Raw genomic sequence first — 13964 nt, 5'->3', positions numbered from 1 at the left:
CGGCCGCGCACCGCGCGCTGACCCTAGATTGGCGCCATGCGGGCAAAGAGGATCATTCGGGGTGTAGCGGGCGTGATCGGCGCGGCCGCCGTGCTGGGCGGCTGCTCCGCCGGTGAAGGTGCGCCCGAGGGGTGGAAGGTGCTGCGCGGCGGCTCGGTGGCCGTCGCGCATCCGAAGGTGTGGGAGGAAACGCGGCCCGCCGGGAGGAGCACCGCCGCCGGCGCGCAGGCTTCCGCCGTGCTCCGCGGCACGGGTGGCCGTCCGATCGGCGAGATCAGCGTGTGGCCGGGCGGCGCCACCCGGCGGGGCGTCCGCGCACGGGCCATGACGATCGACGGCCGGCCCGCGCGGCAAGTGGGGTACGTGGAGCGGTCGGCGGACGGCGGCAGGAACCGGGCCGTCGAGGTCACCACGACCGACAGCCACGGCCGCCCGGTCCTCGTCCGCGTCACCGGACCCGACGTCGACGGCTGGCCCGGCGAACTGCGGCAGATCGTCAACAGCATCGACGTCGGCTGAGGTCAGCGACCGTCAGCGACGGTAAGCGGACGTCAGCCGACGTCAGCCGGCATCGATCTCCACCCGCATCCCGCGCCGCAGCCCCCACCGCTCCATCGCGCCCGCCTCCGCCTCCAGCACATGCCGCGCCCGCAGCCGGGGCCGCCCCAGGCGGCCGGGCGGCATGGTGCGCACCGCCAGCACGCGCAGCCTGCGGTCCAGATAGGCGACGTCGATCGAGAATCGCATCCGTACGGTGTGCACGCTCGTCGCGGGTGTGAGCAGCAGCGCCCCCGTCAGCCCGTCCCGGCCGAGCAGCCCGCGGGTCCTGGCCCGGTAGGACGCGGCGATCTCCAGCGGTACGGGCGGGGGCGACGCACCTGCCGTGCCGTCCACCGCTTCGACCGCTTCCACCTCTTCCTGCGCGGCGATTCGCAACACTCCGCCGCCGTCCCGCCACCGGACCGTCCGACCCCTGCGACCCGTCCGACCCATCCGTCCAGCACCTCCGTGTAGCCTCGGCCCCCGAAACCCCGCAGGGCCGCGCCTCCCGCGCCGTGCCGAATCCGTCCCGCACGGGAGGACACCGGATGTCTGTCTACCTCACCGCAGTCGCCGCCGTCTGGGGAATTGCGGCAGGCCTCGCGCTGCCGCGCGCCATCCACCGGCTCGCGGTCGCGTCCGGGGAGCCGGTGCGCGCGGACGACGAGGACGGCCGGCCGTACCCCACAGGCCCGCGCGGCTGGATCGGCGGGAGCAGCGGGAACGGCGGGAGCAGTGGCAACGGCGGGAGCAGCGGGACGGGCAAGCGACAGCGCCCCTACGGCACCGTCCTCCTCTGCGTCACGGCCTGCGCCGCGCTCGCCGCGCTCGTCGGGGCGCGTCCCGAACTGGTGGTGTGGCTGCTGCTCGTGCCGCTCGGGGTGCTGCTGGCCCGCATCGACCTGGCCGTCTTCCGGCTCCCTGACGTCCTGACCCTCCCCGCGCCGGCCGGCACGGCCGCTCTGCTGGGCGCCGCCGCCCTGCTGCCGGGGCACGAGGGCTCCTGGCCGCGGGCGTTGCTCGGCGGGGTCGTCCTCGGGGCCGTCTACTTCCTGCTGTTCCTCATCAACCCGGCCGGCATGGGTTTCGGCGACGTGAAGCTCGCCCCGACCCTCGGCCTCGCCCTCGGCTGGTACGGCTGGCCGGTGCTCTTCACGGGCACGTTCGCCGGGTTCGTCCTCGGCGCCGTCGCCGGGCTCGTCCTGCTGGCCACCCGCCGGGCGAACCGTAAGACGCCCCTGCCCTTCGGGCCGTTCATGCTCATCGGCGCGCTCGGCGGGGTCCTGCTGGCTGCCGCCGTGTAACCGGCGCAGCCTTACAGAAAAGTACCGCTCGGGCGGAACTCGTGCTCCGGGGCCGGGAGCCGCGAGGCGAGGATGTCCGAGCGAACGGATCCTGCCAGGAGGGACGCCAGGAAATTCGTACACGTCACGGCGAAGTGCTCCCATCTGGGGCCACGGGCTTCATTCACCATGACTGTCCAGGCGTCAGGTTCCTGTCCAGGGCGAATGAGCCAGTAGAGACCCTCGCCGTTGTCCGTGGTTCCCCAGGCGATGATCCGGCTGCCCTCTTCCTCCAGCTCGCCCGGCTTCTCCTCGCCAAGATCCCAAAGGTCTTCGAAGTCGTCCATGCGGCCATCGTTCGCTACCGACAGATCGTAGAATCTGTTTTCACATCCCGGCTCCAGCAGCCATAGGTGGAAATCAAATCGCCCGCCACCGTAGGCCCCGATGAGTTCCTTGTAGTCGCGTGGCAGCACTGTCCCGATGTCGTTCTCGACCGAGGTCCAGTCCTTGGCGGCCGGCGTCGCGGCCGGCGGAACCAACCGGGTCAGTTCAGCAAGGAACGCGTCCATCGAATCGATCCCTCTCCCGTACGGATGGGCAGGGCCGGCCATGCGTTTTCCGGCATGACACAAGCCCTTGCCAACGTGTTCAAGATCATTACGCCTGGCGGGAGACGACTCGCGCCTCCAGGCCGCTGCAAGTCTAAGGGCACTGCTTGGGAACGTTCAAAATCGTGACGACATTCGTCCCCTCGCCGTTCCTCATGTCGCGCCTGGTCTTCTTGTCCGGGGAATACGTTTTGAACGAGAAGCCGTTCGAGCCGTGGGCTTCGATGGTCATACCGACCGGGACCACGTCGCCCGCGAGATTGGTCCGGTATACAGGGGTTGCGCTGTACTGAATGATCTCGCCATTCCTCACGGCCGCTTGAATCTGCAACTCGTAATGGCGCATTGCCGGCGAGTTTGCGAATTCATGCATGGTTGCGAAGTTCCTCGGATCCTCGTTGGACCCTCCTAGCAGCGCGCCGAGCAGATGCGCTCGGTTGTAGCCCTGACCGGATTGCCAGCCGGCCGGGTCGACCTGTGCGTCTGTATGTCCACCCAGCATGTCCTTTCCAATAGTGGCTGTCACCCCCGTGGCCCGGTTGCCGCGCGCCGCGTCGCGGTCTCCGTATCGGACCCTGCCGCCCCAGGTGATGTCCGCGGGCTCCCAGGAGGCTTTGAGTCCGAGCGTGTCCGCCCATGCGTGGGGGTTCGAGACGTATGCCGAGGGGTTGGGGGCTGGGGAGAGGCCGAGTGGGTCCTGGGTGGTGTAGCGGGCGGCCTCGGGGTCGTAGTGGCGGAAGTAGTTGAAGTTCCAGCCGGTTTCGTGGTCCGCGTACTGGCCGGGGAAGCGCAGGGGGCAGTCGATCGTGTCGGCGCCGGGGTCGGTGGCCGGGATGCCCCAGAGGGTGGTGCGCTGTTGCCAGGCCAGTTCGCCCTCGGGCGAGACGAGTTCGGTGGGGGTACCGACGAGGTCGGTGATGATGGCGTGGAAGCGGGCGTCGACGTCTGTCTGCGTGAGGTCGTGATCGACCTGGGCCAGCGGCCGGTGGGTTCCGGGCGTGTACTCCCAGGTTGTTGAGCGGCCGTCGGTCGGGGTCTGTTCCGCCAGCCGGGTATCGGCCCAGCTGAAGTGGATCTCTTCGGCGATCGTGCCGTCGGTGGCGACGCGTTGTTTGGCGATGCGGCGGCCGGCGGGGTCGTATCGGTACTGCCAGTGCACGCCGTCCGGGGTGACAGTGGCGGTGAGTTGGTCCTGGGCGTTCCAGGCGAACGTACGGGTGCGGACCTGCCCGTTGAGCAGTCTCTTGGCGGTCCGGGTGGTGCGCCCTTGGGCGTCGTACTCGTAGGACGTGCGTCCCGCGCGGCGAAGCTGCGTGCCGGAGAACTCCCGCGCGGCGTCGTCCGGCCGGGCGAGTGGGGTCGCCGCCTCGGTGAGATTGCCGAGGGCGTCGTACGCGTAGTTCTCGGTCCAGCCACCGTGGGCTTGGACTCCGGTGATACGGCCCGTCGCGTCGACATTGAAGCGGCGCGTGCCGGTGGTGAGTTCCTGGATCTCGGTCAGGAAGTCGTCGGCGCGGTAGGTGTATTCACGCTGCTGGAGGAGAGTACGTTCGGCTCCCGGTCCTCGGGCGATGGATTGGCTCGTCGCGCGGCCGGTGCTGTCCCAGCCTTGGGCGAAGGTGATGCCGTCGCCGAAACTACGGGTGGTCTCCCGCCCGATCGCGTCGAACGCGAAGTCGGTTCGGTGACCGGCGACGGTCAGGGACTGCGGAAATCCGCACGGGTCGTAGGACCAGGTGGAGACGATGCCTCCGGGGGTGCGGCGCTCGACAGGGCGTCCCATGACGTCGTAGGTGTAGGACATCCGCCGGCTGTTGACCGTCTCGGCGAGAACGCGGCCCACCGCGTCGTACTCGCGGACGACCTCCGCATGCGCGTTGGATTGGCGGTGGAGATTGCCCGAAGGGTCATAGGCGTAGGTGGTGCTCTCGTCGCCGTGGCGATACTCCACGAGGCGGCCCAGGAGATCCCGTGAGAAGACGACGGTTTCGCCCGCACCGTTGGTACGGGAGGCGAGCCGTCCCGTAGCATCGTATTCATAGCTGAGGGTACGGCCGTTGAAGTCGGTCTCGGAGATCAGGCAACCGGCCGGATCGTACTCGTATTGCCAGGTCAGCCCATAAGGGTTGGTGACCTTCGTCAGGCGCCGTTCCGTGTCGTACGTGAAGTCGTGGGTCCCGCCGTCCGTGGTGGTGCTGGAGACGGGCAGGTCGAAGTGCGAGACCGCATGGGCGGTGGTGCGGCCTGCCATGTCCGTGTAGGCGATCGCGTTGCCCTCGCTGTCGAACTGCCAGGTTTCCCGCCGGCCGTCGGCTCGCTCGCACGATGCCACCCGGCCCTCGACCGTCCAGCCGACCCGGATGACGTTGCCCAGCGCGTCGGTGGCGGCTACCACGCGGCCGAAGGTGTCGCGTTCCGCCGTGGTGACGTGGCCCAGGGGATCCGTGATCGCGACCGGCAGGCCCGCCGGGTTGTTGGTTATCCGGTATTGCGCGCCGAGCGCGTTGGTCACCGAGGTGAGGAGGCCCGCTGTGTCGTAGGTGTAGCCGGTCCGCGCGCCCATCGGATCGATCGACGCCAGTCGGTTGCCCCGCTCGTCGTACTCACTCCGCCAGATCTGGCCCCCCGCGTCGGTTACCTCCACCGGCAGGTCCAGCTCGTTGTAGGAGACGCCCGCACTGGCGCCGTCCGGGTGCACGACGGCGGTGAGGCTCCCCGCCGCGTCGTACGTGTAGCGCGTGGTGCGGCCGAGCGGATCGGTGGCGGCCGTCAGCAGCCGGTTGCCCTCGTCCCACTCCTGAACGGTGGCGTTGCCCAGCGGATCCGTGGTGCGGATGAGCCGGTATGCGTCGTTGTGTTCGTAGGTCGACGTGTGGCCCAGTGAGTCGGTGAACGTCGTGGTCCGGGTCTCGCCGTTGTAGGAGAAGGTGCTGGACATGAAGCCGTCCGACCCTGTGGTCCTGACCACCCGGCCGGCGTTGTCGTAGGAGTAGCCGTACCGGGTGCCGTTGCGGTCGGTCCAGCTGGTGATGCGGTGCTGGTCGTCGTAGGTGAGGCGCAGGGGTTCGCCGGAGGAGTTGAAGACCTCGGTGAGGTCGCCCGCCTTGTCGTAGCCGTAGCGTGCCAGGGTCGTCCCGCTGCCGGGACCGTCGGTGTCGAGCAGTCGCAGGCCGGTGATGCGCGGCAGATCCGGGTGCCGGTCGATGGCTATCCGGTAGCCGCCGTGGTGGGAGATCAGCGCGGGTGTGTCGTCGTCGGCGTAGGTGATGTCGATCCGGCGATCGTTACGGTCCTCGATCGCGGCCAGGCGCAGGATGACAGCGCCGGTGGCGCCGGGGGCCGGGCGGGGGTGGTCGAAGACGAGGGTCTCGCCGGTGCTTGGGTCGCTGACCCGCATCGGGTCGTTGGGTACGCCGCTCCAGGTCAGCGGGTTCCGCGGCCCCCTGACCGGTAGGACCTCGGCGTTCCGGCGCGGGGGCGGGTACTCAAGGCGCATACCGTCCGCCGCAACGAACACCACACCATCGGCGTCCAGTTGCAGTCGCTGGTCGAGCGTGGAGGCCCACGACGGACCGAACCACATGCCGTGGCGGTAGGAGGAGATGTGGGTGCGTTCCAGGGTCAGCGGGAGCGCGCCGGGCAGCTGGACATCCGTGATCGGCAACAGCATGTCCCCGGTGGCGACGTCGACCGGGTCGGTCTTGCACACCTTCTCGGGCCCCGGCACGGACTCCTTGGGGCCGTCGTGCGGGCGCACGCCCTTCTCGTTCTTCGCCGCGGTCTTCTCGGCGTCCTTGACCGCGTTCGCCGCGGCCTTCTCGCCGCTCTTGGCCTTGGCCGCGGCCGACACTCCCACCCCGGCCACCGGGGACGGATCGTGGTGGCCGCTGTCGTGCGGGTGGTGGTGGGTCTTGGCCTTGTTGGCGAGGTCCGCTTCGACCTTGTCGAAGTGGTCGGCGGCCTTGTGGGTGTGCTCGGCTATTCGGTGATGTCCCTTGCCCAGGGCCTCAGGGACCTTGCGGGCGAGGTGGTCGATGAACGCGATGGTCGGTTTGACCAGTTTGTTGACGATGTCGCTCACGCTGCGGTCAGCCTCCGGTCGTGAACGTAAGGGCGGACATTTTTCCGCTGAATTCCCGGCCGCCGGTCAGGTTCGCTTCCGCCTGGGTCCTGATGGCCTCCGCGTGGGTCCGCATCGCCGCCGTGTCCAGCTTCAGGCCCGGTGGCGGGCCGCCGACCGCCAGGTGGCCGATCTCGGCGAAGAGGAGCTTCTCCACGGCATGGTCGACCTGCTCCTTCAGCGGACCGATCAACTGATCCACCAACGCGCCGATCACCTCGGACTCGAACCGCTGGAGTATCCCGTTGAGGAGACGGTTCTGCAGTTCGATCTCGGCCACGGCAAGCGCCTCCGTCAGGCCCAGGGTGAACACCGCACCCACCTGATCGGCAATCAGTTCGGCGGCAGCGAGGCCGAGTTGGATGAGGCACTCATCCTTCATCGCCTCCACGCCGAGAGCGGCGATGTCCAAGCCGCCGGCCAGTAGCTCGCACGCCTCGATCAGCGAATGCATATGGGCCTGGGTCTGGTTCCCCCACAGGTCGGCGAGGGCGGTGTACGACTGGGCCGCGTACGCCGCCTGGAGATCGCCCGTGACGATCGCGTGCGTCTTGCCGTGCGAGGCCTTGCACTCGGCCGCGTAGGAACGCAGACCCTTGGCCGCCGCACGCAGCTCGTCCTCATCGATTTCCGGCCAATTGAAGCCGAGGATATTGACAACCTCGGCAAGCCAATGCGGCAAATTGATCGACATGTACCGGCCCCCGCCCAGTTCGGATCACACGCTTCCGAGAACACATCCTACGAACGCTCCCACGTCAGTTCATGGATGGGCGGTTCCCCGGGCGACGTGGTGGGGCAGCAGCGGAGGGGCGAGCGCGGTGCCGACGGATCGGCGAGCTGAGGTGCAGTCGGAAGGCGGCGTGTCGCCGACTGCACCTCAGCAACCGTGGGCCGGAGGGCCTGGGCGGGCGGATCCGGGCCGGCGGATCCGGGCCGACGGATCCGGGCCGGAGGCGGTCGGGGCGGACCGCCCGGTGTGAGCGTTACGCCTCGCTGCTCACCGACCAGAGGTTCACGCCCTCCGGCTCCACCGCGTACTGGTCGATCTCCGCCAGCTCCTCCGTCGTGAGCTTCGGCGCGCCGACCGCCGCCACGTTGGCCTCCAGCTGCCGGACCGACGAGGCGCCGATGAGCGCGGACGTGACGCGCTCGTCGCGCAGCACCCAGCTCAGCGCGAGCTGGGCCAGGGACTGGCCGCGGCGCTGCGCGATCTCGTTGAGGGCCTGCAGCCGGGTGACCGTCTCCTTGTTGACCAGGCCCGGGTCGAGGGACTTGCCCTGGGCGGCGCGGGAGTCGTCGGGGATGCCGCCGAGGTACTTGTCCGTCAGCAGACCCTGGGCGAGCGGTACGAAGCCGATGCAGCCCATGCCCTCGTCGGCGAGGACGTCGAGCAGCCCGTCGTCCTCGATCCAGCGGTTGATCATCGAGTACGAGGGCTGGTGGATGAGCGCCGGGACGCCCAGCTCGCGCAGGATGCGGGCCGCCTCGCGGGTGCGCTCGGGGCTGTACGAGGAGATGCCGACGTAGAGCGCCTTGCCCTGCTGGACGGCGGAGGCCAGGGCGCCCATCGTCTCCTCGAGCGGGGTCTCCGGGTCGAAGCGGTGCGAGTAGAAGATGTCGACATAGTCGAGGCCCATGCGGGACAGCGACTGGTCGAGCGAGGCGAGCAGGTACTTGCGGGATCCGGCGTCGCCGTACGGGCCCGGCCACATGTCCCAGCCGGCCTTGCTGGAGATGACCAGCTCGTCGCGGTACGGGCGGAAGTCCTGCGCCAGGATCGTCCCGAAGTTGGACTCGGCGGCGCCGTAGGGCGGGCCGTAGTTGTTGGCCAGGTCGAAGTGGGTGACGCCCAGGTCGAAGGCGCGGCGCAGGATCGCGCGCTGCGAGTCGAGGGTGCGGTCGTCACCGAAGTTGTGCCACAGGCCCAGCGAGATGGCGGGGAGCTTCAGCCCGCTGCGGCCGGTGCGGCGGTACTCCATGGAGTCGTAGCGCTCGTCGGCGGCGCGGTAGAGGGAACGGTTATTCATGCACTCTGCCTATCACGCCTCCGGGCCCCCGGATCCGAAGCGGAAGCCGGGCACCCGGTTCGTGCGCCCAGCGCCGCGCGCAGTACTGTGGCGATCGGGTGACGAGCGCTGGAGGGGCTGGTACGCGATGAATCTGCGCGACCTGGTGTATGGGCTGTATGCCCGCCGAGTGGAGCACCGCCTCGATCTGGCCCAGGGACCCAAGCACATCGGTGTGATCCTGGACGGCAACCGGCGCTGGGCCAAGGCGGCGGGCGGTACGACGGAGCAGGGCCACCGGGCCGGCGCCGACAAGATCGCCGAGATGCTGGGCTGGTGCGAGGAGACCGGGGTCAAGGTCGTCACGCTCTGGCTGCTGTCGACCGACAACCTGGACCGTCCCGCCGAGGAGCTCGTCCCGCTGCTGGGCATCATCGAGGGCGCGGTGAGCGGGCTGGCCGAGACCGGCCGCTGGCGCGTCCACCACGTCGGCACGATGGACATGCTGCCGGCGCGCACCCAGTCGGTGCTGAAGGAGGCCGAGCAGGCCACCCACGGCGTCGAGGGCATCCTCGTGAACGTCGCGGTCGGCTACGGCGGCCGGCAGGAGATCGCGGACGCGGTCCGCTCGCTGCTGCACGAGCACGCGGGGCGCGGCACGTCCATCGAGGACCTCGCCGAGCTGCTGGACGTCGAGCACATCGCGGAGCACCTCTACACCCGCGGCCAGCCCGACCCGGACCTCGTCATCCGCACCAGCGGTGAGCAGCGGCTGTCGGGCTTCATGCTCTGGCAGAGCGCCCACTCCGAGTACTACTTCTGCGAAGTCTTCTGGCCGGCCTTCCGCAAGGTCGACTTCCTGCGCGCACTGCGCGACTACGCGGCGCGTCACCGCCGCTACGGTTCGTAACCACCACGCCGGGCCGCGAGTACCCCCTCCGGCCGGGCCGCGAGTACCTCCTCCGGCCGAACCCGGGTACCTCCTCCGGCCGACCCCGAGTGGCTGCTCCGTAGCCTCCTTCGGCCATCTGCCGCAGCACCTTCCGTTCATCTGCCGCAGTTTTTTCGGGCCCACGTCAGGATTGATGGCACAGCTGTCATATGCAGTCGCATAGGCACCCGCTTTCGAGGGCATACACCGGTCAACAGCGGACGGCACCCAGGTTCGTCCGCCCGGGAGGCCCATTGCCCACGGACGTGCCGTTTACGGAGGGCCGCGGACCGGCCCACGCGCCCGGTCCCGGCCCAGTACAGCGCGACGTTGTCGCACCCCGACCTCTGCCCGAGGGGGTTCGTCCACACGTGGTGAAAAGCAAGAATCGCCGGGAGCACGACCGGCGCACTTACGTCCTCGACACCAGCGTCCTGCTTGCCGACCCCAATGCCCTCACCCGCTTCGACGAGCACGAAGTCGTGCTCCCGGTGGTGGTGGTCACGGAGTTGGAGGCCAAGCGGGCCCATCCAGAGCTCGGCTACTTCGCCCGACAGGCGTTGCGGCTGCTCGACGACTTCCGGATCAAGTACGGGCGTCTCGACGCCCCGATCCCGATCGGCGAGCTGGGTGGCACGCTCCGCGTCGAACTGAACCACTCGGACCCCGGGGTGCTCCCCGTCGGGTTCCGGCTAGGTGACAACGATTCGCGCATTCTGGCGGTCGCCCGCAACCTCCAGGCCGAGGGGTACGACGTCACGGTCGTCTCCAAGGACCTGCCGCTGCGGGTGAAAGCCTCCTCCGTCGGCCTCGCGGCCGAGGAGTACCGGGCCGAGCTGGCGATCACGTCGGGCTGGACCGGTATGGAGGAGCTGCTGGTCGACGCGGAGGAGGTGGACAGGCTCTACGCGGAAGAGGTCATCGTCCTGCCCGAGGCGGGCGACCTGCCCGTGCACACCGGACTGGTCCTCCAGTCCGAGCGCGGCAAGGCGCTCGGCCGGGTGACCGAGGACGGCCGGGTGCGGCTGGTGCGCGGCGACCGGGAGGCCTTCGGGCTGCACGGCCGCAGCGCGGAACAGCGGGTCGCGCTGGATCTGCTGCTCGATCCCGATGTGGGGATCGTGTCGCTCGGCGGCCGGGCCGGCACCGGCAAGTCGGCACTGGCGCTGTGCGCGGGCCTGGAGGCGGTCCTGGAGCGACAGCAGCACCGCAAGGTGATGGTCTTCCGGCCGCTGTACGCGGTCGGCGGACAGGAGCTGGGATACCTGCCGGGCAGTGAGTCGGAGAAGATGAGCCCTTGGGCTCAGGCCGTCTTCGACACCCTGTCCGCGGTGACATCGAAGGAGGTCATCGAGGAGGTCGTGGCGCGGGGCATGCTCGAAGTGCTGCCGCTCACCCACATCCGCGGCCGGTCGCTCCACGACGCGTTCGTGATCGTGGACGAGGCCCAGTCGCTCGAACGGAACGTCCTGTTGACCGTTCTGTCGCGTATCGGTGCAGGATCGCGGGTCATTCTGACCCATGACGTGGCACAGCGGGACAACTTGAGGGTCGGGCGGTACGACGGTGTGGTGGCCGTCGTCGAAAAGCTCAAGGGACATCCGCTCTTCGCGCACATCACCCTGAACCGGTCCGAACGCTCCCCGATCGCCGCATTGGTGACGGAGTTGCTGGAGGACAACGGGGTATGACCCGGTAACCGTGCGTGAGTTGAGGCTGCTGCGTCCCCAAGGGGCGCAGCAGCCTAGCGTTGTGGGGCGCGCCGCGCCGGTGTTTTCCGCTCATGAAGCCGTGTGACGTTTGCCACGCAACCGTAAATTGCTTGACGGCGTTCCCTTCCCGCTAGGGTGTGACGCTGTCAGGCCCCGCTTACGGCACACCCACACCCCCAGCGGTGTGGAACCCCAGAACTGAACAGCGTTGCCGCCGTAAGCCGCCCGAGCACCACGCGGAATCCCGTGAGGGACCCGCACCGGGCCAGTGCCCCCGTGACCAGTCGGACCGTTCGCGGTCCGGAACAAGGGGAGGCCAGCGTTCAGGGGCACGATTTCGTCCGCGAGGTCACCACGCGGACGGTGCTGGAAGGACAACCGTGTGAGCCGGATCTCGGTCCGGGGATTCGCAGTGGCCTCGGCCACCGCAGTCACCACCGTGGGCGCCGTAGTCGGCGTCGCAGCAGGCGCTGACCAGGGCTCCAACCAGCCTGTCGAGGCCGCCGGCGCGACGACCGTACTCGCGGACATACCCGCTGGCCAGCAGGTTCAGCAGGCTTCACTGACGCAGCAGGCGCAGGCACAGTCCGACGCCGCCGACGCGACAGCGAAGAAGGCCGCCGAGGACAGCGCGCGCCAGCAGGCAGCCAAGGACGCCTCCGCCAAGAAGAAGGCCGCCGACGAAGCGGCCGCCAAGGCGAAGGAAGCCCGGGAACTGGAGGCGAAGGCGGCGGCGAGCCGTTCGGCCGAGCGTGCGACGTTCGCGGTCAAGAGCTCGTACTCGACCGCCGAAGTCAAGGCCATGGCCCTGCAGATCGTCGGCTCCAGTCAGTTCCAGTGCTTCTCCAACATCGTGGAGCACGAGAGCGGCTGGGACTACACGGCGACCAACCAGAGCTCGGGTGCGTACGGACTCGTGCAGTCCTACCCGGGCAGCAAGATGGCCTCCGTCGGCGCCGACTGGCGGACCAACCCGGCCACGCAGATCAAGTGGGGCCTCAACTACATGAACGAGCGGTACGACAGCCCGTGCGGTGCCTGGTCCTACTGGCAGCAGCACCAGTCGTACTAGGTCGCACCGGCCGGTTCGTTCCGGCACCTGGTGAGCCTCCCCGTATGCCCCCCGACCCCAGCCGGTCGGGGGGCATACGTGTGACCGCACCCGTAGAAGGGGCGGGCGGCCGGGGAGGCAACCCCGGGCACGGGTAACGTCGTCCTCCTCACCGATGCCGGTGCCGGTACCGGAACAAAGGGGCAGGGGAACGTGATGTCGGAAAAGCGCCATTGGGGCGCGGTGGTTGCCTCCAAGCTGGCCAAGCTCGCCGACCGCCTCGACGAACGGCGCGCGGAAGTGACGGCCGAGCAGGACGAGCAGCCCGACGCCCCGCCGCCGAAGCCGCCCAGGCCGCGGCCGCACGTTCCGCGGAAGACCGGATCCGGGACGGCTGGATCCGGGACGACCGGGACCGCAGCCGACTCCGGGTCCGGCTCGGAGCCGGGGCCCGCGCCCCAGGCCGTGGCCGTCTCCGGCCGGCTGCCGCGGGCGCCGGACGGCGGTCGGCTGCCCGACCCGCTGGGCGTCGTGCCGTGGAGCATGCGCGTCGCGGCCGAGGTCGCCTGGCGGCTGCTGGTACTGGCCGGCACCGTCTATGTGCTGATGCGGGTGATCGGCGCCATCCAACTGGTCGTCCTGGCCTTCGTCGCCGCGCTCCTCATCACCGCGCTGCTCCAGCCCGTCGTGGCCCGGCTCAAGCGCGCCGGGGTACCGCGCGGCCTCGCCACCGGCATCACCTTCATCGGCGGCTTCGTGCTGATGGGCCTGGTCGGCTGGTTCGTCGTGTGGCAGGTGATGGACAACGTCGACGACCTGTCCACCAAGCTCACCGACGGCGTCGCTGAGATGAAGCGCTGGCTGCTCAACAGCCCGTTCCATGTCACCGAGGACCAGATCAACCAGATCGCCAAGAACCTCACCGACACCATCAGCACCAACACCAAGGCCATCACCGACGCCGGCCTCCAGGGCGTCACCGTCATCGTCGAGCTGCTCACCGGCATGCTGCTCGCGATGTTCAGCACGCTCTTCCTGCTCTACGACGGCCGCAACATCTGGAACTGGACCCTCAAGCTCTTCCCGGCCGCCGCCCGCGACGGGCTGGCGGGCGCCGGGCCGCGCGCCTGGCGGACGCTGACGCTCTACGTGCGCGGCACGGTGATCGTGGCCCTCATCGACGCCGTCTTCATCGGCGTGGGCATCTGGTTCCTGAACGTGCCGATGGCGGTGCCGCTGGCCGTCGTCATCTTCGTCGCCGCCTTCGTCCCGCTGGTCGGCGCCGTCGCCTCGGGCGCGCTGGCGATGGTCGTCGCGCTCGTGACCGAGGGGCCGTTCACCGCCCTGATGGTGCTCATCGTGGTGCTCGCGGTCCAGCAGATCGAGGGCCACATCCTGCAGCCCTTCATTCTCGGCCGCGCCGTCCGCGTCCACCCGCTGGCCGTGGTGCTCTCGGTCGCCGCCGGCTCGCTCATCGCCGGCATCGGCGGCGCCGTCGTCGCGGTCCCGCTCGTCGCCGTGACGAACACGGTCGTCGGCTACCTCCGCAGCCACGCCCGGGAGACCGCGATGGCCACCGAGCCCGCCCCGCTCGGCGTCACGGTCGAGAACCTCGCCCCGGTCGGCGGCCTGGCGGAGGAGAGCTAGCTCCTGCGCACGGACCATTCCCCGCGCACGACTCCGCACGCACGACGGGCCCCCGACCAT

General features: G+C 69.4%; 11 protein-coding genes. 6 read left to right on the top strand and 5 right to left on the bottom strand.

From position 1 onward, the window contains the following. Positions 1-36: 36 nt before the first annotated feature. A complete protein-coding gene (locus LNW73_RS11470; RefSeq protein ID WP_250989843.1) occupies positions 37-519 on the top strand; it encodes a hypothetical protein in 483 nt (160 codons plus the stop codon). Positions 520-561: 42 nt separating this feature from the next. Here the strand turns inward: LNW73_RS11470 and LNW73_RS11465 are convergent, their stop codons facing one another. Beyond that, positions 562-993, bottom strand: a complete 432-nt coding sequence (locus LNW73_RS11465; RefSeq protein ID WP_374118082.1) for a DUF192 domain-containing protein — start codon at positions 991-993, stop codon at positions 562-564. Between the two features lie 95 nt (positions 994-1088). On the opposite strand from LNW73_RS11465, the gene LNW73_RS11460 reads away from it, so the two are divergent. Beyond that, complete coding sequence (locus LNW73_RS11460) at positions 1089-1844, top strand: prepilin peptidase (RefSeq protein WP_250989842.1); 756 nt, start codon at positions 1089-1091, stop codon at positions 1842-1844. Between the two features lie 11 nt (positions 1845-1855). Here LNW73_RS11460 and LNW73_RS11455 read toward each other — a convergent pair whose 3' ends face one another. The 4 genes from LNW73_RS11455 to mgrA all read right to left on the bottom strand — a co-directional run bounded on the left by LNW73_RS11455 (position 1856) and on the right by mgrA (position 8584). Next, on the bottom strand, positions 1856-2395 hold the full coding sequence (locus LNW73_RS11455) for an SMI1/KNR4 family protein (RefSeq protein WP_250989841.1): 540 nt from the start codon (positions 2393-2395) through the stop codon (positions 1856-1858). A gap of 133 nt (positions 2396-2528) precedes the next feature. Then, positions 2529-6515: a DUF6531 domain-containing protein gene (locus LNW73_RS11450; protein WP_250989840.1), complete on the bottom strand. Its 3987-nt coding sequence runs from the start codon at positions 6513-6515 to the stop codon at positions 2529-2531. 7 nt (positions 6516-6522) lie between these two features. Further along, entirely contained in the window at positions 6523-7248 is a 726-nt protein-coding gene (locus tag LNW73_RS11445; protein WP_250977489.1) for a WXG100-like domain-containing protein, read from the bottom strand. Between the two features lie 292 nt (positions 7249-7540). Next, a complete protein-coding gene (gene mgrA, locus LNW73_RS11440) occupies positions 7541-8584 on the bottom strand; it encodes an L-glyceraldehyde 3-phosphate reductase (protein WP_250977490.1) in 1044 nt (347 codons plus the stop codon). A 127-nt stretch (positions 8585-8711) separates the two neighbouring features. On the opposite strand from mgrA, the gene LNW73_RS11435 reads away from it, so the two are divergent. The 4 genes from LNW73_RS11435 (at position 8712) to LNW73_RS11420 (ending at position 13904) form a co-directional block, all read left to right on the top strand. Next, positions 8712-9473 (top strand): isoprenyl transferase, encoded by a 762-nt coding sequence (locus tag LNW73_RS11435; RefSeq protein ID WP_138352121.1) that lies wholly within the window; start codon positions 8712-8714, stop codon positions 9471-9473. Between the two features lie 392 nt (positions 9474-9865). Beyond that, on the top strand, positions 9866-11185 hold the full coding sequence (locus LNW73_RS11430) for a PhoH family protein (protein WP_138352120.1): 1320 nt from the start codon (positions 9866-9868) through the stop codon (positions 11183-11185). Between the two features lie 403 nt (positions 11186-11588). Further along, the gene (locus tag LNW73_RS36335) at positions 11589-12278 is read left to right on the top strand and encodes a transglycosylase SLT domain-containing protein (RefSeq protein ID WP_250989839.1); all 690 of its coding nucleotides are present in this window, start codon (positions 11589-11591) and stop codon (positions 12276-12278) included. A 195-nt stretch (positions 12279-12473) separates the two neighbouring features. Next, positions 12474-13904: an AI-2E family transporter gene (locus LNW73_RS11420; protein WP_250989838.1), complete on the top strand. Its 1431-nt coding sequence runs from the start codon at positions 12474-12476 to the stop codon at positions 13902-13904. Positions 13905-13964: the final 60 nt, after the last annotated feature.

The sequence above is a fragment of the Streptomyces sp. RKAG337 genome (assembly GCF_023701715.1).
Lineage (GTDB): Bacteria > Actinomycetota > Actinomycetes > Streptomycetales > Streptomycetaceae > Actinacidiphila.
Note: the sequence above shows the minus strand (reverse complement) of the source record. Positions and strands in the feature narration are given on the sequence as shown.

Bases quoted from the DNA above. Each gene is read 5' to 3' on its own strand.
- LNW73_RS11470 (WP_250989843.1), top strand. From the start codon at position 37: ATGCGGGCAAAGAGGATCATTCGGGGTGTAGCGGGCGTGATCGGCGCG.
- LNW73_RS11465 (WP_374118082.1), bottom strand. From the start codon at position 993: ATGGGTCGGACGGGTCGCAGGGGTCGGACGGTCCGGTGGCGGGACGGC.
- LNW73_RS11460 (WP_250989842.1), top strand. From the start codon at position 1,089: ATGTCTGTCTACCTCACCGCAGTCGCCGCCGTCTGGGGAATTGCGGCA.
- LNW73_RS11455 (WP_250989841.1), bottom strand. From the start codon at position 2,395: ATGGACGCGTTCCTTGCTGAACTGACCCGGTTGGTTCCGCCGGCCGCG.
- LNW73_RS11445 (WP_250977489.1), bottom strand. From the start codon at position 7,248: ATGTCGATCAATTTGCCGCATTGGCTTGCCGAGGTTGTCAATATCCTC.
- mgrA (WP_250977490.1), bottom strand. From the start codon at position 8,584: ATGAATAACCGTTCCCTCTACCGCGCCGCCGACGAGCGCTACGACTCC.
- LNW73_RS11435 (WP_138352121.1), top strand. From the start codon at position 8,712: ATGAATCTGCGCGACCTGGTGTATGGGCTGTATGCCCGCCGAGTGGAG.
- LNW73_RS11420 (WP_250989838.1), top strand. From the start codon at position 12,474: ATGTCGGAAAAGCGCCATTGGGGCGCGGTGGTTGCCTCCAAGCTGGCC.